This window comes from Bradyrhizobium ingae (genome assembly GCF_055791185.1).
This window is the reverse complement of record NZ_JBVUBB010000013.1, coordinates 26,489-48,163: the sequence shown is the minus strand read 5'-3', so window position 1 is coordinate 48,163 and position 21,675 is coordinate 26,489. Positions and strand designations below refer to the sequence as shown.

Sequence of the window (21,675 nt, the reverse complement as noted above, 5' to 3'; positions counted from 1 at the left end):
TTTGTTGTATGGTGCGTTCCGTCAGGCCGGCAGACGCCGGTCATATTCCTGCTGGAGCCGAGCCCAGCCATCCCAGAACGGCGCCGGCTCCTCGCCGGAGATGCGCGCGACCAGAATGTCGAGATGCATGTGCCAGCCGGCACCGACCTTGAGCATTGTCGGGCGGTCGGGCAGACGACGATGGATCACGGTGAGCACAACGCCCTTTCCCTTCGGCTCCAGTTCGAAGGTCACGTCGCCGCTGTTGCTCCAGGCAATCGAAAGCTTTCGCGGCGGATCACATTCGGTGATCCGGCTCAGCATCCGATGCTCTTCGGGAAAGCCGTCCGGGCGCCTGCTTGGCGGATCGTTGAGCTCATCGTTGCGCCAGACGAACTCGAAGGGCGCACCGACGCTCGTCTCCATCACGCCCGCCGCCAGCCATTTGCGGCGAAGCTCGCTGTCGGTGAGATAGGCCCAAATACGCTCGATCGGTCCGGGCAGCAGGCGCTGGATCCTCAACGTCGCAGGTTCGGTCAGCACGCCATAGGCATCGGGCTTGGTCGTTGCATCCATCGTTCTACTCCTCACTTCTTCTTTGCCTGCGCTTCGTCTTCGGCGCGCAGCAGCGCCTCCAACGAGTCGAGCCTGTCGTTCCAGAAGCGTTCGTAACGTCGCAGCCAGGCATCGGCTTCCGCGAGCCGCGCGGCCTGCAGCCGGCACAGATGGGTACGGCCGCGGATCGTGCGTGTGACGAGGCCTGCATTCTCCAGCACACGAACGTGCTTGGAGGCACCCGCGAAACTCATGCTGAACGGTGTCGCAAGCTCCCCGATCGTGAGCTCCCGTTCCGCCAGATGTCCAAGCATTGCCCGTCGGGTTGGATCCGCGAGGGCATGAAAAACGGCGTCGAGATGCGCAAATTGTTCAACCATGTGGTTAAACATACGCGTCCGGCCCCGATTGTCAACCAATCGGTTTAATTATTTTTGGCCGAGTTCCGGCGGCTTCGAACGACTCGAGCCAGCCGGCAATGACCCGCGCGAGCCGGACGGCGCGCGCGGAATGAAGTAGGAGCAAGACCATGCGACGACCCGACCCCTACCAGGAACGTGCCCGCGAACTGTGCCTCGCCGCCGGCGTGAATCCGGATTCGCGCGTCGGCGAAGGACGCGGCCAGCCCGCCTGGTGTCTCTATCGAGATGCCGCGCGGAAGGAGCATCTTGCCCGCGAGACCAGTGCGGCCGCGAGCGAGATCGCCAACCTTCGCCCGCAGGAGGCGCGCTATCAGAATGCGCCGCTGAAGATCTTCGGCGAGCACGACGAGGCGACCGTGGCGCAGATGCGCAACTGCATGGCGGTTGGCAATGTCGTGTCCGGGGTGATCTGCGCCGACGGCCATCTCGGCTACGCCCAGCCGGTCGGCGGGGTCATCGCCTATGAGAAGCAAATCAGCATCTCCGGCGTCGGTTTCGATATCGGCTGTGGCAACATGGCCGCGCGCCTTGATACGCGCTTCAAGGACATCGCAGGCCTCGTGCCTACGATCATCCGCGACGTCGCGAAGACGATCTCCTTCGGGATCGGCCGGGCCAATGCCGAGCGCGCCGAGCACGAGCTGTTCGACGACGGCGATGCCTGGCGCGAGAGCGACATGGAGGCGTATCGGCAGAAGGCCGTGACGCAGCTCGGGACGGTCGGGTCCGGCAACCACTATGTCGACCTGATGCGCGACGAGAACGGCTTTGTCTGGATCGGCGTCCATTTCGGAAGCCGCGGTCTCGGGCATACTTCGGCGACGCGCTATCTCAAGGCCGCCGGCGGCAAGGACGGCATGAACGTCCCACCCGCCGTCGTCGACGAGGACTCCGAGCTCGGCCGCCGCTACATCGCGGCAATGCAGCTCGCCGGGCGTTATGCCTATGCGGACCGCGAGTGGGTCGTGGAGCGCGTCCGCCAGATCATCGGCGGCAGCGTTACCGAGCGCATCCACAACCACCACAACTATGCCTGGCGCGAGACGCACAACGGCCGGGACTTGTGGGTGGTGCGCAAGGGCGCAACGCCGGCCTTCCCCGGTCAGAAGGGATTCGTCGGCGGCTCCATGGGCGACGACGCCGTCATCCTCGAAGGTGTCGACAGTCCAGAGGCGAAGGCTTCGCTCTACTCGACCGTGCACGGCGCCGGCCGCCTGTTCGGACGCAAGGAGGCGAAGCGGCGCTTCACGCGCGAGGAGATGGACCGCTGGCTGAACGAGCGCGGCGTCACCCTGATCGGTGCCGACCTCGATGAAAGCCCGATGGCCTACCGGCGCCTGCCCGAGGTGCTCGCGCAGCATGCCGGCACCGTGAAGGTGCTGCACACGCTGCGGCCGTTCGCCGTCGCCATGGCCGGCGAAGGCGAGTTCGATCCCTGGAAGGATTGATGCAAACAGTAAGTGGGAGGCGATGCCTCCCACTTCGTTTGTGCCGTTCGCTTCCGGCGATCTTCGCGGGGCGCGTCAGCCTGTCCCAAGCGCCTCGTAAGCGAGGCGCTTGAATTCGAAGAAGAATGGATTCCAGAAGCCCATCGCGCGCTGCGCCATCAGCACGCCGGCCGTATTAGCCGCCGGGCATATCCACCAATGCGTGCCGGCGACGCCGCCCCACTGGAATTCGCCGGTCGAATTCGGGGGATCAAAAGGCGTCGGCGCGAAGGTGACGGCGCCACCGAGCCCAAATCCCTTGCCGGGAATGGTCCCGAGGTTCGCAAAACGGATGGTCTGGCCGCTGCCGAGCTGGTTCGTCATCATCTGCCGCAGCGTCTCGGGCTTCAAGAGCTCGCCCGATCCCGGCAGCAGCGCCCGAACCAGCGCGAGCATATCCGGCAGCGTCGAGACCAGCCCGCCGCCGCCCGACAATCGCGGGAACGGCCGGCGATAGGCTTGCGGATAGGGCTGATCGTCGAACCGCCAGAGGCCCGGTTTCATGGGATCGAGCACATCGGCGCCGCGATAATAGGCGACCAGCCTGCCCTGCTCGGCTTCCGGCACGGAAAAACCGGTATCGACCATGCCGAGCGGATCGAAGATGCGCGCCTTTAAGAAGGCATCGAGGGCCTTGCCGGAGACAACCTCCACGACACGGCCGAGCACGTCGGTCGCAACTGAATATTCCCAGCCAGCGCCGGGATGATAGGACAGCGGAAGCTTGGCGAGCCCATCGATCATGTCGCCGAGCGACGTCAGCGGATTGAGGACGCGCGCCTCGTTGTAGCCCTTGAACAGCACCGTGCCGGGATCGAATAATCCGTAGCTCAGTCCCGACGTATGCGTCAGCAACTGGCGGATCGTAATCGGGCTGAGCGCCGGCTCGACATCGGCAAGGCTCGTCGCCCCCTGCTTCAGCACCTTGCGATTGCCGAGTTGCGGCAGGAATTTCTCGATCGCGTCGTCAAGGCCGAGGCGGCCCTCCTCAACCAGCAGCATGATCGCGCAGGTGACGACGATCTTGGTGCTGGAAAACGCACGGAAGATGTGATCAGGCCGAAGCGCGATATTCGCCTCGCGATCAGCCAGCCCCACGCATTGCTGGTCGACGACCTCCCGCCCATGCAGCACCGCCCAGGACACGCCCGCGACGATCTCTTGATCGACGTAGCGCTGCATCGCCGTCCGTGCGGCGGAAAACTTGGGTGTCCTGGCGTCCATCTGCTGCTGTCTCCTGAACTGGCGGACATCGGTATAACGCCGAATCCCCAGCAGGAAAGCCCTTCCTTCGAGCCGATGCCGGCACTCGCGAGCGCGGACTTTTTTGTTTCGCCCCGTGTTCATCCGGGTGCGAGCAACACAACGAAAAGTCCCGCAACCGTCCAGGCACCCCTGCAGCAAGGGCTCGTTAAGGGCGCGACCTTTAGCCTCACACCCATGTTAGGCGTATCTCAATCCATTCACGATCACGGGTGACCCGCAATGACCTCGATCTCTGCAACATCCACCAGCTCCTATTCGCCGCTCGATCGCCTCAAGAGCGAGCTCACCAAGGAAGTCTCTGCCGGCACGATCAGTTCGAGCGACGAGTCTGCACTCTCGTCCGCACTCGACGACATCGATTCGTCGCTCAAGAGCGGCGCATCCAGCTCGAGCTCCTCGACGCCGCCATCGTCCGACGAGATGCAGTCCAAGATCGACGATCTCATCCAGAGCGAGGTGTCGAGCGGCAAGCTGACCAGCGACCAGGCGAGCGAGCTGAAGAACGTGTTTGCCAACACATTCTCTTCCAGCGATGCAAGCGCTCCGCCGCCTCCCCCGCCGCCGGATGACAGCAGCGACAGCTCGAGCACGAGCAGCACGGACTCCAGCTCCTCGTCCAGCTCGTCTTCCACGACCACGGCAGACCTGATGAAGGAGCTGATCGCGCTGCTTCAGAATGCGACCAGCCAATCGACTTCCTACGGCTCCAACGGCACCGCATCGTCCTCCTCATCAAGCTCACTGCTCGTCGATTACAAGACCTGAGCCAAGGGGCCCGGTCGCAAAGGCCACCGGGCCTCACCTATCTTTCTGCAGCACGGTGACATGCAGGCGACGACGAATGCTCATCCCCTGCCGCTGGTAGAGCGCGATCGCCGACGCGTTGTTGGAAAACACGTGCAGGAACGGAGTTTTACCGCGCGCCACGATATGGCGCGCGATCGCTCCAAGCAGCGCCTGCGCATAACCGCGTCCACGGTGATCGGGATGCACGCAGATCGCCGTCATCTCCGTATAGGTGCCGGGCTTCATCCGTTCCCCGGCCATCGCGACCAGTTCGCCGCCGACCCGGATGCCGAGAAACGTTCCGAGTTCGTGCGTGCGTTTGCCGAACGGGCCAGGCTTGGTCAACGCGGTCAACGTCACCATCGCCGGAACGTCATCGACCCCGAGCGTGACGATCTCGGCATCATGGAGCGGGCTTTCGATGGGCGTGCCGAGCATCTGCTCGCCGGTCTCGGCGAGGAGCACCTTGAATCCGGCCGGCGCGGCTACCGCGTCATGCGTGAACAGCACGACATGCTCGGACGGCAACATCAACGCGCCGAGCTCAGCATAGCTCTCCGGCGACAGATCGACCATGTCGGCGAAGGGTCCGATCGCCGAGGGAAAGCGCAGCGCCCGCGCACCGCCTTGCGCCAGATTCCGCTGTCGTGTCGTCAGCGCGCTCCAGATCGGCCGGTCCAGCAGCGCCAAATCGGAATCGGACACGCGCTCTATTCCTTGTCGAGGCTTACAATCACCCGCCGCATTGGCGATGATGATGGCGTCGCTGCCCTGCTCGGCCGGAATTTCGAGACCGCCCTTGACTGCATTGACAGTCACGGTGCCGTAAGGCAGCTCCCTGGCCACCGCGTCCTTGTCGACCGCTTCAGGATTCGGCACCGCAATCGTGACGTCGACGAACATGTCGTTGGCGGTCTTGCCGAGCATACGAAAGAATCCGAGGCTCGAATGCCTGATTGCATCCGACACCGCACGCCTGGCCGCCTTGGTCGCATCCTTGCCGTGGACGTCGACCCCCATGCCCATCTCGGTGATACAGCGTACGCGGGTCATTTCCAGTCCTGTTGTTAGCTTCGACGCGCAAGCTTCGGCGATCTAGCCGGTCGGTACAAGCGACTTTTCACGCGGGAAATAAGCGTTGCGGTCCTCCTCCTGCGCATTGACGACGGCGCGAATCCGCAACAGGTCCTTGCGCGCGAGGAGGCCGACCACCCGATGCGCCTCGCGATCGACGACGGGGATGCGGCCGAGATCGGAGGCGACCATGAGATCGGCGACGCGCCCCAGCACTTCATCGGGATAGGCGACCGCGGCCGATGTATCCGACACGACGTCGTCGAGAGTCGCGGTCTGGTGATCGCCCTCGGTGCGCCAGCGCAACACGTCGGCGCGCGTCACCATTCCGGCGAGACGGCCATTCGCGGTCACGACCGGATAAGACTTGTGTCGACGCTCCTCCGACGTGAAATGTTTGACCGCTGCGTCGACGGGCATGTCGACAGGCAGGGTGTCGACGCTCCTCACCATGACATCAGCGACACGCAACAATTCGAACGGATCGACAGTGTATTCGCGCGTGATGTGCTGGCCGCGGCGCGCGATCTTCTCGGTGAGGATCGAGCGCTTGAGCAGCAGCACCGTCACGGCGTGCGCCGCTCCGGTCGCGGCCAGCAGGGGCAACAGCATGTCGTGATTGCCGGTGAGTTCGACCGCGAACATCACGCCTGTCAGCGGCGAGCGCATCGTTCCGCCCATCATCGCGGCCATGCCGACCAGCGCCCAGAATGACCCGCCGCCGGGCAGCACCTGCCCCTCCAGCCAACCGGCAGTTCCGCCGAGAATAAGGAGCGGCGCAAGCACGCCGCCCGACGTCCCCGAGGCCAGCGCAACGACCCAGATCACCGACTTCACCAGCAATATCCTGATCGCCTCCTCGCGCATCATGTGCCCCGAGAGGAGATCGGCGATGACGTCGTAACCGACACTGAGCGCGCGTGGATCGATGAGACCGCCGAGCCCAACCACGAGGCCGCCGAGCATCGGCCACCACATCCAGTGCAACGGCACATGGTCGAACAGATCCTCGGCAGCGTAGAGCAGTCTCGTCATCAGCCCGGATTGGAGACCGGCAACGATACCGACGCCGATCGCGACTGCCAGTCCCCACCACGGCAGATCCAGCCGATCCGCGAACGGAAACAGAGGACCCGTCCCGAACAGCAGCGGACGCCAAGCCGCGGAGACCACCGCGCCCGTCACCACGGGCAGGAAGCTGCGCGGTTTCCATTCGAACAGCAACAGCTCGACCGCGAGCAGCACCGCCGCGATCGGCGTGCCGAAGATCGCCGTCATGCCGGCGGCGGCGCCTGCAACCAGCAGCGTCTTGCGCTCGGCCGCCGTGAGATGGAAGCACTGAGCGAAGATCGAGCCGATTGCGCCACCGGTCATGATGATCGGCCCTTCGGCGCCGAACGGCCCGCCGCTGCCGATCGAAATGGCTGATGACAGCGGCTTCAGGATGGCCACTTTCGGCTGCATCCGGCTGCCACCGATCAGGATCGCTTCGATCGCCTCGGGAATGCCATGGCCGCGGATCTTCTCCGAGCCGAAACGCGCCATCAGCCCGATCGCAAGGCCGCCGAGCGCGGGTGCCAGCACCATCCACAGACCCGGCCGGGCGTTCGCCAGCGAGACGCTCTCGGTGCTGATATGACCGAACCAGATGAGGTTCGTCACCAGGGCAATCAGCTTCAAGAGCACCCATGCGGCCCCTGCCCCGAGGCTGCCGACAGCCAAGGCCATGCCGATCAGCACCAGCACGCGGGCGTCCGCCGTGAAATCTCCGGGCTTGCCGCGATGACGCGGAAGCCCGCGGGCTACGTCGAGGGTCTGGCGCATGACTACTCTTTTGGGAGGTTTATGACGCCACGCCAATATATCGTGATGCGATATATATCAAGGGAATGGCTGGCATGATTTCTCATCCCGTCCGCCCGGCTTCGCGAAAATTCGGCGCGCCGCGCTAGCGGCTGCGTCCGCTGGAGCGATCGCTCGACGTCACAATGCCCGCCGAGAACGTGACGAGGCACAAGAGCGCGCCGAGAATGGCAAACGCCGTCGGAAGGCTCGCGATCCGCGCCACGAAGCCGACACCGGCAGGCCCGACCAGAACGCCGGCGTAACCCGCGGTCGTGATTGCAGCGACGGCAAGACCCGTGGGCATGGCCCGTTGCGAGCCCGCGCGGCGAAACAGCACCGGCACCAGGTTCGAGGCGCCGAGGCCGATGAGCACGAATCCGGCCATCGCGACGCTGGTGAAGGGAGAGACCAGCAACACGACGAAGCCGGCAATCGCCCACAGGCTGCCGCCGATCAGCGTGGCGCGATCACCAACCCGCGCCACCACGGCATCGCCGCCGAGCCGGCCCACGGTCATCGCGATCGAGAACAGCATGTAGCCGAGCCCGCCTTGCGTCTCCGGCACGAGACCCGCGCCGACGATGAGCAGCGCCCCCCAATCGAGCATGGCGCCTTCGACGAGAAAGGTAACGGCGGCGAGCAGCGCGAGCAGCAGCACGATGCCATGGGGCAAAACAAACAACGGCCCATCCTGCGCCTGCGCACGACGCAGCAGGAGCGGCCAGGCCGCGACCATCGCGACCAGCATCAGACCCGACGCGATCAGCGTGCTCGCGAGCGGGCCAAGATGGATCGAGAGCAGCAACGTCATCAGGCTCGATCCGGCAAATCCGCCAATGCTGAACAACGCGTGGAACCCCGACATCAGCGGACGCGTTGCAGCGCGTTCCACCTCAACCGCGTGAATATTCATGGCGACGTCGATCGAGCCGAGCGCAGCGCCGAAGACGAACAGGACAAGGCCCAGCGCGACCGGTGTGCTCGCGACGACGAGCCACGGCAGAATCACTGCGAGGCCAAAGCCGCCGGCGAGAATGATCGGCTTGGTGCCGTAGCGCGCGCTCAAGGCCCCCGTCAGCAGCATCGCCGCAACCGAGCCGATGCCGAGACAGAGCAGCAGCAAACCGAGGACGCCATCATCCACCGCGAGCCGCTGCTTGGCAAACGGCACCAGCGGCGCCCAGCAGGCGATGCCGAAGCCCGCAACGAGGAAAGACAGCCGTGTCGCGAGCCGGGTGGCCGGCCGGTCGGCTGACAGCGTATGCATGGGAACTCCGCAGGGGCTGGGGATTCGAAAAGCTGCTGGTAATGCGTGCCTCGGGCAAAACTGTGAAGTTGCACGGAAGTTTCGCCTTGTCGGACTTCGCGCACTCAGCCAATGATCGTGTCGATCCCTTTCACGTTTGACCCTGGCATGACTCCCAGACGCTTCGAAGCCCACTGCCTGCGACTGCCCGCCGCAACCAAGATTGTGCAATGGGAAGGCACTTCGGTGTTCAAGGTGGGCGGCAAGATGTTCGCGCTCGCACGCGGCTTCGTCGAGCAGTCTGGCGGCTTCATGTTCAAGACGTCGAACGTGGCTTACGCGATGCTGATAGAGCAGGGCGTTGCGCGCCCCGCGCCCTATCTCGCCCGTGCCAGATGGGTGCAGCTCGTCGACAACGACGTCCTATCCGATCCCGAGCTCGCTGCTTATCTCGACCAGGCTCACGCGCTCATCGTCGCTAAGCTGACGCGCAAGGCACGCAAGGAGTTGCTGTTGGGGTGACCATCACGAACGCGCTATGGCCGCGTCACGCCAACTTCAGGCTGAGCTTCGTCCCGCCCTTGAGCGGCAGCGTCATCGAGACGAAGCCGTTTTTGAATCACGAACGAACTCGGGAACATCCGGTTCGGCCTTGTCGTTCATGACGTAGTCGCCGATGCGAAGCTGCGGCGGTCTGGATCGCTTGGCTGCATGATCGTATTCCCTTCAGCTCCGTAGAATCTCGGCCGCCGCGCGATCGAGTATCTTCGCGATGCGCCGCGCTTCATCGGCATCGCAGCCGTGCTTGGCGCGCAGTGCGCGCTTGAGGCCATGCCGGGCGCGATGCAGCTCGTCGGAGGCATCGCCATCGAGATCGCTGACGCCTGCAAAGGCTTCGCGCACTTCGTCCATGCGGCGTCCGATCCGCGACAGCGCCTGAAGGATCGCATCCGCGGTAGCGCGATGCTCGGCGAGATGGGCCTGGCCCTGCGCGGTGATGCTGTAGCGCTTGCGGCCGGCGTCCTGCTCGACGCTGGCGTGCCCGACCTCTTCGAGATAGGTCAGAGCCGGATAGATCACGCCGGGGCTCGGGCTGTAAAAGCCATCCGAACGCTCCTCGATGGTCTTGATCAGCTCATAGCCGTGCGCCGGTTGGTCGGCGAGCAAGGCGAGGATGACGAGCTGGAGGTCCTGCGACGAAAGCCGCCGCGCGCCCGGAAAGTCGGCGCCACCGCCGCGTCCGAAGAAGCCATGCCCGCCGCGCCCGAAGCGATGCCGCCCGCCATGGCGGCCCATGGCAAAGGCGAAGCGGAATTCCCGGTCCTCTCTCTCCTGTCGATTGTGATGTTTGTCTCGAAACATATCTTACGTCTCCTCTGTTAGATATATCGTAAGATATGTTTTAAGTTGATAAGCGCAAGGCACGTCTTCGTGATCGCCTCCAGCCTCGCCCATCCAGATTTGTGGAAATGCAACGCCCCCGCGGGTCAGAGGCCGGATCGCGGAAGCCGTCACATTTGGCGCGCAAGATGGGGCGCCGCCAACATCAAGGGAGGAACACCCATGCCCACGGCTGAGAACAACAAGGCTGCCGGCACCCCGAAGCTGCGGAGCGTCGATTTCAAGCTCGAGATTGTCGTCGTGCCGGTCTCCGACGTCGATCGCGCCAAGGCATTTTACGCAAAACTCGGTTGGCGGCTCGATGCCGATTTCGCCGCCGGCGACGACTGGCGCGTGATCCAGTTCACCCCGCCGGGCTCGAACGCCTCGGTCATCTTCGGCAGGAATGTCACGCCGGCCAAGCCCGGCTCCGCGCAGGGCCTGTACCTGATCGTCTCCGACATCGAGGCCGCCCGCGATGCGCTGATTGGCCGTGGCATCGAGGTCGGCGAGATCTTTCACAGCAGCGGCGATACGCATGGCGGTACGGATGAGCCCTACATCTCAGGCTCGCGCCGCGTCAGCGGCCCGGATCCTGCGCGCGGCAGCTACCGCTCGTTCGCTTCGTTCCGCGATCCCGACGGAAATGGCTGGCTGCTCCAGGAGATCACGACGCGCCTGCCCGGCCGCGTCGAGACTGAGACGACGTTCAACTCGACGACCGAACTCGCAAACGCGCTGCGGCGCGCGGCCACAGCACATGGCGAGCACGAGAAGAGAACCGGCGGCAAGCACGACGACAATTGGCCGGATTGGTACGCCGATTACATCGTGAAGGAGCAGGCAGGCCAACCGCTGCCGAGTTGAAGGCCGGCGCGGTCGCCTTCATTTGCGCGATGCATGACAGTGACGGGCACGGTTGACCTCCAGATATTATCTGACTAAGGTCAGATATATGCTCGATCCCATCTCCCGCGTCCGCCGCTTCAACCGCGCCGTCACCTCCGCAGTCGGTGCGCTCGATACCTCGTTCCTCGGGCGCGGCCGGCCGCTGGGTGCCGCGCGCGTGCTCAATGCGATCGGCCATGGCCGCTCTGACGTCGCCGAGATCCGCGATTATCTCGGCCTCGATTCCGGCCTGATGAGCCGCCTGCTCCGCAGTCTCGAGGAGGAAGGGATGATCGAGACGAGCCCGCATGAGGACGACGCGCGTCGCCGCGTCGCCCGCCTGACGCGTGCGGGCCGGCGCGAGTTCAATGCCTATGAGGCGCTGTCGAATGCGCAGGCCGAGACCCTCCTTGCCCAGCATTCGCAAAAAGACGCGCTGCTGGCCGCGATGGACCTAGTCGGTTCCGCGCTTGGACAGAGCCACACCACGCTGACGGAAATGAATCCACGTAGCGACGAGGCGCGCTATTGCCTCGGCGAATACTACGCCGAGCTCGGACGCCGCTTCAAACAGGGCTTTGACGTCAAGCTGTCGCGCGACCCCGACGCCAAGGACATGGTGCGCCCGCGCGGTACTTTCATCGTCGCGATGTCCGATAGCTTGCCGATCGGCTGCGTCGGGCTGAAGGGAACGGACCACGGCTATGCGGAGATCAAACGGCTGTGGGTCTCTCCGTCCGCGCGCGGTCTGGGGCTCGGCCGTCGCCTGATGGAAGCGATCGAGGGCGCAGCGCGCGAGCTCGGCATCACCGTGCTGCGGCTCGACACCAACAGCGCGCTGCCGGAAGCGGGCCAGCTCTACCGCAGAACCGGCTGGCGCGAGATCCCGCGCTTCAATGACGACCCTTACCCCGACCTGTTCTTCGAAAAGCGCCTCTAAGGGAGTGCCGGTTCTGGCTCCTGCTGCGTTATCGTCGCAGCCGCAGGAGCATCGCCATGACCGGGACCGAGCTCGCCGACGTTTATCGCAGCTACATCGCCTGCCTGAACCGGCAGGACTGGCCGGCGCTCGGACAATTCGTTCACGACAACGTCTCCCATAACGCGAAGACACTTGGGCTCGCCGGCTACCGCGCGATGCTGGAGCAGGATTTTCGGGATATTCCCGATCTCAGCTTCAATATCGAGCTGCTGATATCCGAACCGCCCCGCATCGCCAGTCGGCTGACATTCGATTGCGCGCCTGTGGGGACTTTTCTCGGGCTCGGCATCAACGGCAAGCGCGTGTCCTTCTGCGAGAACGTCTTCTACGAATTCCGAGACAGGAAGATCTGGAAGGTGTGGTCGGTGATCGACAAGGCGGCAATCGAGGCGCAGCTCTAGCGCCGTGCCTCGGCGGCCTCTCTCACGCCGTCGCAGGTGCAGGCTGCGGTTGCGGCCTTGCAAACGGGCGGAACGTCATCGCCATCAGGAACGCGCCGAGACCCATCGCCCAGGAGCCGATATAGAGCCAGGCGTAGCTCGAGAACGCATCATAGATCAGGCCGCCCGCGAGCGGGCCGGTCGCCATGCCGAGGCTGCCGGCCATCGCCGTGCCGCCGATCACCGTCCCCATCATGCGCAGCGGAAAATTGTCGCGCGCCAGCGAGGCGTAGAGCGGCATGGTGCCGGCATAGATGAAGCCGAACACGGCAGCGACCGCGTAGAAGGTGACGAGCTGGTGCGCGAAGACATAAGCGAGCGCGCCGAAGGCTTGCGCGAGCAGGCCCGCGACCAGCACCCGCTTGGCGCCGAAGCGATCCCCCATGAGACCGAAGGCGATCCGGCCTCCCATGCCCGCAAAGCCCTCGACGCTGTAGATGGTCACCGCCGCGATCAGCGGAATGCCGCAGCTCACAGCGTAGCTGACGGTGTGGATGATCGGGCCGGAATGCGTTGCGCAGCAGAAGAAGTTGGTGGCGACCAGGATGAGGAATTGCGGCGAGCGCAGCGCCTCCGACAGCGACATCTCGGCCTGCGGCGCGCCGGCATCGGATGTTACAGCCGGCGGGTTCGCCAGCGCCGGCGGACGGCGCACCAGCAGCGAGGCCGGGATCATGATCGCGCCGACCACCAGCGCCACGAGTTGCATCGAGGTGCGCCAATCGTGGTTGGAGACGAGCCAGGCCGCGAGCGGCGACATCGTCATCGGCGCCATGCCCATGCCCGCCGACACCAGCGAGACCGCAAGGCTGCGGTGGGTGTCGAACCAGCCGGTGACGGTCGCCATCATCGGCGCGAAGATCGCCGCGCAGGACGCGCCGACCAGGAGCCCGAACATGAACTGGAACGCGATCAGGGAGGTCGCGTGGCTGGCCAGAAACAGGCTCAAAGCCAGCACCGTCGATCCCGTCAGCACCACCGGCAGCGGCCCGAACCGGTCAGTCAGCGTGCCCCAGGCCATGCTGGTGCAGGCCATCGCAAGAAAGCCGATCGTCATTGCGCTGGAGATGCCTGTCACCGACCACCCGGTGTCCTTTGCAATCGGCTGCAGGAACACCGGCAACGAAAACATGCCGCCGATCGCGACGCAGCCAAGCAGGCCGCCGGCGGCGACGATCACCCAGCGATAGTGCGGATTGCTCATTCCAGATCTCCCGAAGAGGTTTCTCTGGGTGGAAGACGAATGGGAACAGCGGGGGCCGACAGGCCTTACCCACTTGTCGGCAAAATATCAGAATTGGCGGAATAAGCCGTGCGGACGTTGTTGGCGTGGGGACTCCAATCGTGTTTCCCTGGCAGCAAGCAGATGCCTTCCGAGGGAGCCGGTAGGAGTGGCCGTAGATGGGTATTTTCTCTGGGCGTTGCTAGGGCCGTTTCTCGGTTTCCTGTTCGTGATCGGCGCGACTACGTTCCTGATCTACAGTCTTTTCGTCCGCAATGCGGCGCGAAGCCTCGCCGCCAGCCGGGTCGCCCTGATCCTCGTCCTCTCCTCGGTGCTTCTCTCGGCCCCGCTCTGGGGCATGCTGATCTCCGGCCGTGTCCGGGACGGATCAGCCGTCGACTATCACGACCGCCAATTTGCCGTCTATGAGGCTATCGCCGCGTCCGAAGCGATCGTGCTCATGGCATCCGTGCTGAGCGCCGTGCAACGGCGGGCGCGTCGGATCTCGTGATCCCGGTCGCACAGCCAAGAAGTATTTTGAGAAAGTACCCCGAGGCCCCGCTTACGCCTCGAACAAGGCCTTCACGTCATCCTCGGTCAGTGCCGAAGCGATCCGTCCATCGCGGTCGAACACGCTATCGGCGAGCGCGCGTTTTCTGGCCTTGAGCTCGTCCATCTTTTCCTCGATCGTACCGGCGGCAACGAGCCTGTAGACGAAAACGGCCTTGTCCTGTCCGATCCGGTGCGCGCGATCGATCGCCTGCTCCTCAACGGCAGGATTCCACCAGGGATCGAAGATGATGACGGTGTCAGCCGCGGTCAGATTGAGGCCGACACCACCCGCCTTCAGGCTGATGAGGAATATGTCCGACGAGCCATCCTGAAACGCTTCGATCGCCGTCTTGCGGTCCTTGGTCTCGCCGGTCAGAACGCTGTAAAGCAGGCCATCGGCGTCGAAGCGTTGCCGAATGAGAGCGAGCATCGAGGTGAATTGCGAGAAAACGATGATTTTTCGTCCCTCGCTCAGCAGTTCCGACACCATCTCGATCAGCCGATCGAGCTTGGCCGACGGCCGTTCGATACCGTCGCTCAGCTTCAGCAGCGCAGGATCGCAGCAGACCTGCCGCATCCTGAGCAGGGCTTCGAGCACCACGATGTGGCTCTTGGCGAGCCCCTGTTTAGCGATGGCCTCGCGGACTTTGCGCGACATCGACAGCCGAATCGAATCGTAGAGATCGCGCTGCGGTCCTTCGAGTGCGATTGCCTCCAGGATCTCGCTCTTGGGAGGCAGTTCAGTGGCCACTTCGGCCTTGGTCCGACGCAGCAGGAAGGGCCTCACGCGCTGCGCCAGCGCCGCTGCGCGTGCCTTGTCACCACGTTTTTCGATCGGCCCACGCCACCGGCGCGAGAACGCCGTCTTGTCGCCGAGATAGCCTGGATTTGCGAAGCTCATGATCAACCAGAGCTCGCCGAGGTGATTTTCCATCGGTGTACCCGTGAGACAGAAGCGGTGGCCCGTCTTGATCTCCCGCAGCGCGCGGGTGGTCGTCGCATCGGGATTCTTGACCGTCTGCGCTTCGTCCAGCACGGCCATGTGCCATTCCTGCTCCAGAAGCACCTCCCGATCCCTCGCGATCAGCGGATAAGTGGTCAAGACCAGATCACTTTCGGCTATGGCTGGAAACTTCTGCTTGCGATCCGCCCCTTGCAGGATGAGCACTTTCAATTCCGGGGCAAACTTCTGCGCCTCGGCAGACAGCTCGTCATCAGGCTCGTTGGCGCAACCACTAGCGCCGGACGCGTGAGGCGCCCCCGCTCCTTCTCCAGCGCGGACCGTCTTGCCGAGGCCCATGTCGTCGGCCAGGACGCCGCCCAATCCGCTCTCGCGGAGCAAATCGAGCCATGCCATGCCTTGCGATTGATAAGGCCGAAGGGTTGCACGAAAGGTCGGCGGGAGATCCGGTGCGGTCAATCCACGCAGCCGAAGCAAGCTGGCGAGACGACGGAGATTGCCGCCCCCGCGAAAGGCAAAGCTCTCGTTCTCCACTCCCAGCAGCGGAACGACGTCCGCGTGCGACAGCCTGATCTTCTTCGAACCGTCGGCGAGAGTGCCGCTCATATGCAGGCTATGCAGCGCCAGCACCAACGGAAGGAAGCGGTCGGCGGACAGCACGAGCTGACGGCCGTCGGCAAGTGGCAGGTAGAAGCTATCACCCTTTTCGGCAAGTTTCTTCAGGCGTTCAGGCGTGAAGTTGGGTGCCGACACCAGGGCGGCCACGTGCGGGGCGAGATCGTGACGCTCGCCGTCGATATCGATGCCGAGCGCCAGCTCGAACCAGCCTCTCCACTCGGTTCCTCATAGCCGCAAGATCATGCTCGCCAACAAGATGATTCAATGAGGGCAGCGTCTTCGGTCTTGCTCGGCCCATTACCCGGCTGCTTCGACCAACGCTCGCACGAAATTCGGCGTCGACCGGGTGGCGACGCCGGTTCCAGCGAAATCCCGGTCCGTCGTCCAGACATCGGCCTCGACGCTCCAGGCCAGTGCAAGCACATGGGCATCGCGTACCGAACCGTTGCGGCTCGGCACCGCGTCGCGAAGCGCGTCCTCGCATCGGGCAATGATGGGCTCCAGCGAAGGGACGGGAACGAACAATGTCCGCCTGGCCGGCACGGAGGTTCCGCCTGCGGCCGAAACGGCCGGATTTAACCGCCACTAAATTGCGCAAATTTCCAATGCATTGCACAAAAAGATGCACTTTAAATTTTCAAAATTTGTGCGACGATGTGGGGGTTTCGTGGCAATCCCAACAAAGGGGACCCCTCAGATGAAGTTCGCGCTCGCCAGCCTGACCGCCGCCGCGGCCTTCGCGGCAACCCTGGCCTTCGGCCAACCTGCCCGTGCCGGCGACCTGATCGTCGCAACCGACACCGCCTTCGTGCCGTTCGAGTTCAAGGAGGGCGACAAGTATGTCGGCTTCGACATCGACCTGTGGGCCGCCATCGCCAAGGATATCGGCGTGACCTACACGCTGCAGCCGATGGACTTCAATGGCATCATCCCGGCGCTGCAGACCAAGCAGGTCGACGTCGGGCTGGCCGGCATCACCATCAAGGACGAGCGCAAGAAGGTCATCGACTTTTCGGACGGCTATTACGACAGCGGCTTCCTGCTGATGGTGCCAACCAACAGCACCATCAAAGGTCCGGAAGACCTTGTCGGAAAGACGCTGGCCGTAAAGACCGGGACGTCGGCAACCGACTACGCCAAGGAGCACTTCAAGGGAACGGAGCTCCGCCTCTTCCCCAACAGCGACAACGCCTATCTCGAAGTCGCGACCGGACGCGCGGACGCCGCAATGCACGACACCCCCAACGTCCTCTACTACATCAAGACCAACGGCCAGGGGAAAGTGAAGACCGTAGGTCCCCAGATGATGGCCCAGCAATATGGCATGGCCTTCCCGAAGGGCAGCGAGCTCATCGCCAAGGTCAACGCCTCGCTGGTCAAGCTGAAGGGCGACGGCACCTACACAGCCATCTACAAGAAGTGGTTCGGCGCCGAGCCGCCGAAGAGCTGATCCACGTTCCGTGGCGCGCCGGTATGTCCGGCGCGCCTTCCCTAGAGGAATGCTCTCATGGATTTCGAGTGGTCGGTTATCTGGCAGGCCCTGCCTGAACTCCTGAAGGGTGCCCGCCTCACCGTGCTGATCGCGCTGGCCGGGCTCGCCGGCGGCCTGGTGATCGGCTTCGCGGCTGGCCTCGCGCGCGCCTACGGCAATGCCGTCCTCAACGCCATAGCCTTCGCCTATGTCGAGCTGATACGCGGCACGCCGATCATCGTGCAGGTGATGTTCATCTATTTCGCGTTGCCGATCCTCGCCAATGTCCGCATCTACCCGCTCGCGGCGGCAATCATGGCCATCGTCGTCAACGCCGGGGCCTATATCGCCGAGATCGTGCGGGGCTCGTTTCTCTCCGTCCACCGGGGATTGCGGGAAGCCGGTCTGGCGCTCGGCCTGCCGCTCTGGAAGGTGCTTCTCTACATCATCGGCCCGCTCGCCTTCCGCCGCATGATTCCGGCGTTAGGCAATCAGTTCATCGTCAGCCTGAAGGATACGTCGCTCTTCATCGTCATCGGTGTCGGCGAACTCACGCGGCAAGGCCAGGAAATCATGGCGGCCAACTTTCGCGCCGTCGAAATCTGGTCCGCCGTGGCGATGTTCTACCTGATCATGACCGGCGCGCTGACGCTTATCCTTCGGATGACCGAGAAGAGGATGCGCATCCTGTGAGCATCGTGGAGTTCAAGAAGGTCACCAAGCGGTTCGGCCAGGTCACGATCCTCAACGAGGTCGACCTGTCGATAGAGGCCGGCGAGAAGGTCGTGCTGATCGGTCCCTCCGGCTCCGGCAAGTCGACGCTGCTCCGCTGCATCAACGCGCTGGAGGAGATCAATGGCGGCGATCTCATCGTCGACGGCATCAGCGTCAAGGCCGGCGGCCGCATGGTCCGCATGATCCGCCAGGAAGCCGGCATGGTCTTCCAGCAATTCAACCTGTTTCCGCAAATGACGGCGCTCCAGAACGTCGCCTTCGGCCCGCGCCGCGTGCGCGGCGAGTCGCGGCAGGATGCGCAAAAGCGGGCGCTGGAAATGCTCGCCAAGGTCGGCCTCGCCGAGCGCGCGCACCACTATCCAAGCGAGCTTTCCGGCGGCCAGCAGCAGCGCGTCGCGATCGCCCGCGCGCTTGCCGTCAAGCCGAAGCTGATGCTGTTCGACGAGCCGACATCCGCACTCGATCCGGAACTGAGGCATGAAGTGCTGCGCGTCATGCAGTCCCTCGCCGAGGAAGGCATGACCATGATCGTGGTTACCCACGAGATGGCCTTCGCACGCAAGGTCGGCACCAGGCTGATCTTCATGGAAGGCGGCACGATCGCCGTCGACGGCGAGCCACGGGAGCTGCTGGCCAATCCGCAAAACCCTCGCCTGAAAGAGTTTCTGCAACATGTCGTCTGACGCCGGACGCCGGCTTTCCTTCATCGATGTCGCAGGGTCGCCATTTGATGTCGGCACTGCCCTTGGGCGCTTCGGCCAAGCGGCGCTGCAGGATCATTTCCGTACCTCCGCTGCGTGGCGCGAACTCACCACGCGCCGCGGCGATCCCTTGATCGGCGAGATGGCGGCCATCGTCCGGGAACGGTTTCCAAGATACTGGGCCGAGCTGCAGGGCCTCGCCGTCGGGCTGGCGCTGCCGTTCGACGACGTCTTCCTGTGGAACTGCCGCGGCGATATCTGGGCGATGGCGCCGGATGGCTGCACGACCGTGCAATTGCCCGGCCCACCGCATGTGGTCGGCCACAACGAGGATGGCGACCCGGATTTCGCCGGCCACTGTGCCCTCGCCCATATAGCATCGGAAGGGGGCACGGCGTTCACCGCCTTTGTGTACCCGGGCTCGTTACCGGGACATACGTTTGCGGCCACATCGAAGGGACTGGTCCAGACCGTCAACAACATCAGGCCGCTGGCCGGCGGCGCCGGCGCGCCGCGCATGGTGCTGGCACGCGCGATACTCGACGCACCTGATATCGACGGCGCGCTCACCCTCCTCAAATCCGCGCCGCGCGCCGGCGCCTTTCACCTGACTTTGGCGCAAGCCGGCGACGAGCGGCTTCTCAGCGTCGAGTTCACCGCCCGCGCCCTGTCGGTCGATCGGGTCCGGACGCCGCGTGTCCATTCGAATCACCTGATCCATGCCGACACCGGGCGCATCTCGCAGATCGTGACCGGTTCGTCCGGCGTGCGACAACGTCGCGGCGAGATGCTGCTCGGCCAGACGCACCCGTCGGAGCCGCAGGGCCGCGCGCTCGGCATCTTGTGGGACGCAGTCGACGCGGAATTGCCGATCTACCGCACGGACCCGGCCGACAGCGACGTCGAGAACACGCTCGCAAGCGCCGTCTTCCGGGTCGGGGCTGACAAGGTCGAGTGGTCTGTCTACGATGGAGCGCGCGAAGCAGCTCGCTTCGACATGCGGGATGGGCTGGTGCCTTTCGCGGCGTGAACAGGATCTTAAGGTGATGCCAGAGGAAGCCGTCGCGGAGCCGCCGCGCACCATCGAGGATCTCAGGGCACTCGCGCTCTCGGTCGGCCGCGACGAGGCAGGCTTTTCGCTTGGCTCCAAAGCGCATGATGTCTTCGCAAAGCTGGTGGAAGCGCCGGAACAGTCGGCGGTACGCTCGATCTCGGAGCTTGCCGATCAGTTCGGCATCAATCCGTCGACGCTGACGAGGCTGGCGAAACGACTCGGCTTTGAAGGCTTCAGCGATTTCCAGGCGGTCTTCCGCAAGGCCATCGCCAACGACCAGCAGTATTTCTATAGCCGCCAGGCCGGCCGCCTCATGGCCGCGCCCTCGGTCGGCAATGCCGAAATCCAGGCCTTCGAGCAACTGGCGCGGGAAACGGCAGCGAATGTCGACGGATTCCTCGGACAGCTCGACGGAGCCGCTCTGCAAGGGGCTGTGAGGCTCCTGGCAAGCGCCCGCCGTATTCGTGTCCATGGCGTTCGCCAATTCCATTCGCTGGCGAGCTTTCTCACCTATTGCCTGGGAATGGTGCGCTCGGACGTCGCGCTGCTCGACGCGCCACGCCTCGGCGTCGCCGAGGCATTGTCGCAGCTCGACTCGGGCGACGTCGTCATCGTCGCGAGCTGCGCGCCCTATACGCGCAGCGTCGCGGAGGTGGCCCGGGTCGCAGCATCGAACGGCCAGACGGTTATCGCGATTACGGATTCCCGGTCCTCACCGCTCGTTCCTCCCGCCGCGCATGCCTTTTTCATTCCCCACGCCAGCAGCTTCTATTCGAACAGCATGGGCGCCTATGTCGTGTTCTGTGAAGCGCTGCTCAACCTCGTCGCGAAGGAATTGGGCGACAAGGCGCTAAACTCCCTGGCGGGTCGCGAGCGGCTGATCGCGGAGATGAACATCGAGGTCGGCTGACCCGCGCGGCAGTCTGCTTATGGCAGCAACGCCACTTGCGCTACGCTGCTTTGGAATCGTCACCGTCGAACCCCAGAGATCATGACCATTCGCCCGATCGTCCGCTATCCCGACCGCCGGCTTGCGATCGCGGCACGGCCCGTGACCGTGTTCGACGACGCACTGCGGGAGCTTGCAAGGGATCTGCTCGAGACGATGCACGCCGCGCCCGGCATCGGGATCACGGCGCCGCATATCGGCATTCCCTTGAGGGTCGTGGTGCTCGAGCTCGGCGACAAGGATGGCGCGCGCACCTACGTCAACCCTGAGATCGAATGGGCCTCGCCCGAGATGATCCTGCACCGCGAAGGCAGCGTCTCGATGCCCGGCGTCAACGACGAAGTCCAGCGTCACGCGCGCGTGCGGATCAGCTATCAGGATGTCGACGGCAACGTGCTGACCGAGGAGTCGGATGGCTTGCGTGCTGTTTGCCACCAGCACGAGATCGATCAGCTCGACGGGACGTTCTGGATCCAGCGGCTGTCGCGGCTGAAGCGGGAGCGGCTGATCAAGAGATTTGAGAAGATGGCGCGAGGTTGAACAGTTCGTAGGATGGGTGGCGCGAACGCTCTACCCATCCTACGCGCTAACAATCCGATTATTGATAAACCTTGTGGCGGAAAGCTTTAATGAGAAAAACAAAGAAAGCCTGCCCTATCGTCATAAGAACCTCTAACGGAGCAACAGAGTTTCTCGCGTTCAAACATCCAACGGCAGGCAAGCAATTTGTAAAGGGGACGATTGAGAGCGGCGAGACGCCGCAAGATGCTGCCGCGCGCGAGCTTCGGGAAGAGAGTGGGTTGACGCTTCAGTCGCCGATGAGGTTTTTGGGAACGCACGAAATTGGAGCCGACAAAGCACTCTGGCACTTCTTCGCTTGTAAATCTTCGAAGTTGCCCGACACTTGGCTGCACACAACGGAAGACGACTACGGTCATTCGTTCGCGTTTTTCTGGCATTCAATCGACTTACCGCTAGACCAAGATTGGCACCCCATTTTTCACGAAGCCTTTGATTTCTTCGTTTCCCGCCTTTGGTAGCAATGACCGCAGTCGACGCGAT

24 protein-coding genes and 1 pseudogene are annotated in these 21,675 nt (G+C 63.8%); 14 read left to right on the top strand and 11 right to left on the bottom strand.

Annotated elements, in window-relative coordinates:
• Window positions 1–21: 21 nt before the first annotated feature.
• Together ACV1FX_RS20130 and ACV1FX_RS20125 are read right to left on the bottom strand one after the other, a co-directional pair.
• Window positions 22–555: an SRPBCC family protein gene (locus ACV1FX_RS20130; protein ID WP_473119295.1), complete on the bottom strand. Its 534-nt coding sequence runs from the start codon at window positions 553–555 to the stop codon at window positions 22–24.
• 11 nt (window positions 556–566) lie between these two features.
• Window positions 567–914 carry an ArsR/SmtB family transcription factor gene (locus ACV1FX_RS20125; protein ID WP_473119294.1) on the bottom strand — a complete coding sequence of 116 codons (348 nt, stop codon included), beginning with the start codon at window positions 912–914 and terminating at the stop codon, window positions 567–569.
• Window positions 915–1,063: 149 nt separating this feature from the next.
• Here ACV1FX_RS20125 and ACV1FX_RS20120 point away from each other — a divergent pair, with 149 nt between their 5' ends.
• Window positions 1,064–2,404: an RtcB family protein gene (locus ACV1FX_RS20120; protein ID WP_473119293.1), complete on the top strand. Its 1,341-nt coding sequence runs from the start codon at window positions 1,064–1,066 to the stop codon at window positions 2,402–2,404.
• A gap of 75 nt (window positions 2,405–2,479) precedes the next feature.
• On the opposite strand, the gene ACV1FX_RS20115 is transcribed toward ACV1FX_RS20120, so the two are convergent.
• Window positions 2,480–3,667 (bottom strand): serine hydrolase domain-containing protein, encoded by a 1,188-nt coding sequence (locus ACV1FX_RS20115; RefSeq protein ID WP_473119292.1) that lies wholly within the window; start codon window positions 3,665–3,667, stop codon window positions 2,480–2,482.
• A gap of 261 nt (window positions 3,668–3,928) precedes the next feature.
• On the opposite strand from ACV1FX_RS20115, the gene ACV1FX_RS20110 reads away from it, so the two are divergent.
• On the top strand, window positions 3,929–4,474 hold the full coding sequence (locus tag ACV1FX_RS20110) for a hypothetical protein (RefSeq protein ID WP_473119291.1): 546 nt from the start codon (window positions 3,929–3,931) through the stop codon (window positions 4,472–4,474).
• A gap of 33 nt (window positions 4,475–4,507) precedes the next feature.
• Here the strand turns inward: ACV1FX_RS20110 and ACV1FX_RS20105 are convergent, their stop codons facing one another.
• The 4 genes and pseudogenes from ACV1FX_RS20105 to ACV1FX_RS20090 all read right to left on the bottom strand — a co-directional run bounded on the left by ACV1FX_RS20105 (window position 4,508) and on the right by ACV1FX_RS20090 (window position 8,681).
• Complete coding sequence (locus ACV1FX_RS20105) at window positions 4,508–5,200, bottom strand: GNAT family N-acetyltransferase (RefSeq protein ID WP_473119290.1); 693 nt, start codon at window positions 5,198–5,200, stop codon at window positions 4,508–4,510.
• A 5-nt stretch (window positions 5,201–5,205) separates the two neighbouring features.
• Window positions 5,206–5,548, bottom strand: a pseudogene (locus tag ACV1FX_RS20100) (Lin0512 family protein).
• A gap of 42 nt (window positions 5,549–5,590) precedes the next feature.
• Window positions 5,591–7,393, bottom strand: coding sequence for a chloride channel protein (locus tag ACV1FX_RS20095; RefSeq protein WP_473119289.1), 1,803 nt, complete (start codon window positions 7,391–7,393; stop codon window positions 5,591–5,593).
• A 124-nt stretch (window positions 7,394–7,517) separates the two neighbouring features.
• Window positions 7,518–8,681: an MFS transporter gene (locus ACV1FX_RS20090; protein WP_473119288.1), complete on the bottom strand. Its 1,164-nt coding sequence runs from the start codon at window positions 8,679–8,681 to the stop codon at window positions 7,518–7,520.
• Between the two features lie 147 nt (window positions 8,682–8,828).
• Between ACV1FX_RS20090 and ACV1FX_RS20085 the strand changes: the two genes are divergently transcribed.
• Complete coding sequence (locus ACV1FX_RS20085; RefSeq protein WP_473119287.1) at window positions 8,829–9,182, top strand: MmcQ/YjbR family DNA-binding protein; 354 nt, start codon at window positions 8,829–8,831, stop codon at window positions 9,180–9,182.
• Window positions 9,183–9,386: 204 nt separating this feature from the next.
• On the opposite strand, the gene ACV1FX_RS20080 is transcribed toward ACV1FX_RS20085, so the two are convergent.
• Entirely contained in the window at window positions 9,387–10,022 is a 636-nt protein-coding gene (locus tag ACV1FX_RS20080) for a PadR family transcriptional regulator (RefSeq protein WP_473119286.1), read from the bottom strand.
• Between the two features lie 201 nt (window positions 10,023–10,223).
• Between ACV1FX_RS20080 and ACV1FX_RS20075 the strand changes: the two genes are divergently transcribed.
• The 3 genes from ACV1FX_RS20075 (at window position 10,224) to ACV1FX_RS20065 (ending at window position 12,311) form a co-directional block, all read left to right on the top strand.
• On the top strand, window positions 10,224–10,907 hold the full coding sequence (locus tag ACV1FX_RS20075) for a VOC family protein (protein WP_473119285.1): 684 nt from the start codon (window positions 10,224–10,226) through the stop codon (window positions 10,905–10,907).
• Between the two features lie 88 nt (window positions 10,908–10,995).
• Window positions 10,996–11,868 (top strand): bifunctional helix-turn-helix transcriptional regulator/GNAT family N-acetyltransferase, encoded by an 873-nt coding sequence (locus ACV1FX_RS20070; RefSeq protein WP_473119284.1) that lies wholly within the window; start codon window positions 10,996–10,998, stop codon window positions 11,866–11,868.
• Window positions 11,869–11,924: 56 nt separating this feature from the next.
• Window positions 11,925–12,311, top strand: coding sequence for an ester cyclase (locus tag ACV1FX_RS20065; RefSeq protein WP_473119283.1), 387 nt, complete (start codon window positions 11,925–11,927; stop codon window positions 12,309–12,311).
• 22 nt (window positions 12,312–12,333) lie between these two features.
• Here the strand turns inward: ACV1FX_RS20065 and ACV1FX_RS20060 are convergent, their stop codons facing one another.
• Window positions 12,334–13,554, bottom strand: a complete 1,221-nt coding sequence (locus ACV1FX_RS20060) for an MFS transporter (protein WP_473119282.1) — start codon at window positions 13,552–13,554, stop codon at window positions 12,334–12,336.
• 187 nt (window positions 13,555–13,741) lie between these two features.
• Between ACV1FX_RS20060 and ACV1FX_RS20055 the strand changes: the two genes are divergently transcribed.
• Window positions 13,742–14,083 (top strand): hypothetical protein, encoded by a 342-nt coding sequence (locus tag ACV1FX_RS20055; RefSeq protein WP_473119281.1) that lies wholly within the window; start codon window positions 13,742–13,744, stop codon window positions 14,081–14,083.
• Between the two features lie 51 nt (window positions 14,084–14,134).
• Here the strand turns inward: ACV1FX_RS20055 and ACV1FX_RS20050 are convergent, their stop codons facing one another.
• Together ACV1FX_RS20050 and ACV1FX_RS20045 are read right to left on the bottom strand one after the other, a co-directional pair.
• Window positions 14,135–15,838: a DEAD/DEAH box helicase gene (locus ACV1FX_RS20050; RefSeq protein WP_473119280.1), complete on the bottom strand. Its 1,704-nt coding sequence runs from the start codon at window positions 15,836–15,838 to the stop codon at window positions 14,135–14,137.
• A 162-nt stretch (window positions 15,839–16,000) separates the two neighbouring features.
• Window positions 16,001–16,246, bottom strand: coding sequence for a PIN domain-containing protein (locus tag ACV1FX_RS20045; RefSeq protein WP_473119279.1), 246 nt, complete (start codon window positions 16,244–16,246; stop codon window positions 16,001–16,003).
• 154 nt (window positions 16,247–16,400) lie between these two features.
• On the opposite strand from ACV1FX_RS20045, the gene glnH reads away from it, so the two are divergent.
• The 7 genes from glnH to ACV1FX_RS20010 all read left to right on the top strand — a co-directional run bounded on the left by glnH (window position 16,401) and on the right by ACV1FX_RS20010 (window position 21,653).
• On the top strand, window positions 16,401–17,153 hold the full coding sequence (glnH, locus tag ACV1FX_RS20040) for a glutamine ABC transporter substrate-binding protein GlnH (protein ID WP_473119278.1): 753 nt from the start codon (window positions 16,401–16,403) through the stop codon (window positions 17,151–17,153).
• A gap of 57 nt (window positions 17,154–17,210) precedes the next feature.
• Complete coding sequence (glnP, locus tag ACV1FX_RS20035) at window positions 17,211–17,867, top strand: glutamine ABC transporter permease GlnP (protein ID WP_473119277.1); 657 nt, start codon at window positions 17,211–17,213, stop codon at window positions 17,865–17,867.
• On the top strand, window positions 17,864–18,592 hold the full coding sequence (gene glnQ, locus ACV1FX_RS20030; protein WP_473119276.1) for a glutamine ABC transporter ATP-binding protein GlnQ: 729 nt from the start codon (window positions 17,864–17,866) through the stop codon (window positions 18,590–18,592). Before glnP ends, glnQ begins: the two co-directional genes overlap by 4 nt.
• Complete coding sequence (locus ACV1FX_RS20025; protein WP_473119275.1) at window positions 18,582–19,640, top strand: C45 family autoproteolytic acyltransferase/hydolase; 1,059 nt, start codon at window positions 18,582–18,584, stop codon at window positions 19,638–19,640. The genes glnQ and ACV1FX_RS20025 overlap by 11 nt, the downstream gene beginning before the upstream one ends.
• 16 nt (window positions 19,641–19,656) lie before the next feature.
• On the top strand, window positions 19,657–20,574 hold the full coding sequence (locus tag ACV1FX_RS20020) for an SIS domain-containing protein (protein WP_473119274.1): 918 nt from the start codon (window positions 19,657–19,659) through the stop codon (window positions 20,572–20,574).
• An 81-nt stretch (window positions 20,575–20,655) separates the two neighbouring features.
• Window positions 20,656–21,153, top strand: coding sequence for a peptide deformylase (locus ACV1FX_RS20015; RefSeq protein ID WP_473119273.1), 498 nt, complete (start codon window positions 20,656–20,658; stop codon window positions 21,151–21,153).
• An 89-nt stretch (window positions 21,154–21,242) separates the two neighbouring features.
• Window positions 21,243–21,653, top strand: a complete 411-nt coding sequence (locus ACV1FX_RS20010; protein WP_473119272.1) for an NUDIX hydrolase — start codon at window positions 21,243–21,245, stop codon at window positions 21,651–21,653.
• Window positions 21,654–21,675: the final 22 nt, after the last annotated feature.

Coding starts and splice junctions, on each gene's coding strand:
- ACV1FX_RS20025 (WP_473119275.1), top strand. CDS start 18,582: ATGTCGTCTGACGCCGGACGCCGGCTTTCCTTCATCGATGTCGCAGGG.
- glnH (WP_473119278.1), top strand. CDS start 16,401: ATGAAGTTCGCGCTCGCCAGCCTGACCGCCGCCGCGGCCTTCGCGGCA.
- glnP (WP_473119277.1), top strand. CDS start 17,211: ATGGATTTCGAGTGGTCGGTTATCTGGCAGGCCCTGCCTGAACTCCTG.
- ACV1FX_RS20090 (WP_473119288.1), bottom strand. CDS start 8,681: ATGCATACGCTGTCAGCCGACCGGCCGGCCACCCGGCTCGCGACACGG.
- ACV1FX_RS20065 (WP_473119283.1), top strand. CDS start 11,925: ATGACCGGGACCGAGCTCGCCGACGTTTATCGCAGCTACATCGCCTGC.
- ACV1FX_RS20125 (WP_473119294.1), bottom strand. CDS start 914: ATGGTTGAACAATTTGCGCATCTCGACGCCGTTTTTCATGCCCTCGCG.
- ACV1FX_RS20095 (WP_473119289.1), bottom strand. CDS start 7,393: ATGCGCCAGACCCTCGACGTAGCCCGCGGGCTTCCGCGTCATCGCGGC.
- ACV1FX_RS20070 (WP_473119284.1), top strand. CDS start 10,996: ATGCTCGATCCCATCTCCCGCGTCCGCCGCTTCAACCGCGCCGTCACC.
- ACV1FX_RS20110 (WP_473119291.1), top strand. CDS start 3,929: ATGACCTCGATCTCTGCAACATCCACCAGCTCCTATTCGCCGCTCGAT.
- ACV1FX_RS20075 (WP_473119285.1), top strand. CDS start 10,224: ATGCCCACGGCTGAGAACAACAAGGCTGCCGGCACCCCGAAGCTGCGG.
- ACV1FX_RS20085 (WP_473119287.1), top strand. CDS start 8,829: ATGACTCCCAGACGCTTCGAAGCCCACTGCCTGCGACTGCCCGCCGCA.
- ACV1FX_RS20130 (WP_473119295.1), bottom strand. CDS start 555: ATGGATGCAACGACCAAGCCCGATGCCTATGGCGTGCTGACCGAACCT.
- ACV1FX_RS20120 (WP_473119293.1), top strand. CDS start 1,064: ATGCGACGACCCGACCCCTACCAGGAACGTGCCCGCGAACTGTGCCTC.
- ACV1FX_RS20020 (WP_473119274.1), top strand. CDS start 19,657: ATGCCAGAGGAAGCCGTCGCGGAGCCGCCGCGCACCATCGAGGATCTC.
- ACV1FX_RS20010 (WP_473119272.1), top strand. CDS start 21,243: ATGAGAAAAACAAAGAAAGCCTGCCCTATCGTCATAAGAACCTCTAAC.
- ACV1FX_RS20015 (WP_473119273.1), top strand. CDS start 20,656: ATGACCATTCGCCCGATCGTCCGCTATCCCGACCGCCGGCTTGCGATC.
- ACV1FX_RS20080 (WP_473119286.1), bottom strand. CDS start 10,022: ATGTTTCGAGACAAACATCACAATCGACAGGAGAGAGAGGACCGGGAA.
- ACV1FX_RS20060 (WP_473119282.1), bottom strand. CDS start 13,554: ATGAGCAATCCGCACTATCGCTGGGTGATCGTCGCCGCCGGCGGCCTG.
- ACV1FX_RS20115 (WP_473119292.1), bottom strand. CDS start 3,667: ATGGACGCCAGGACACCCAAGTTTTCCGCCGCACGGACGGCGATGCAG.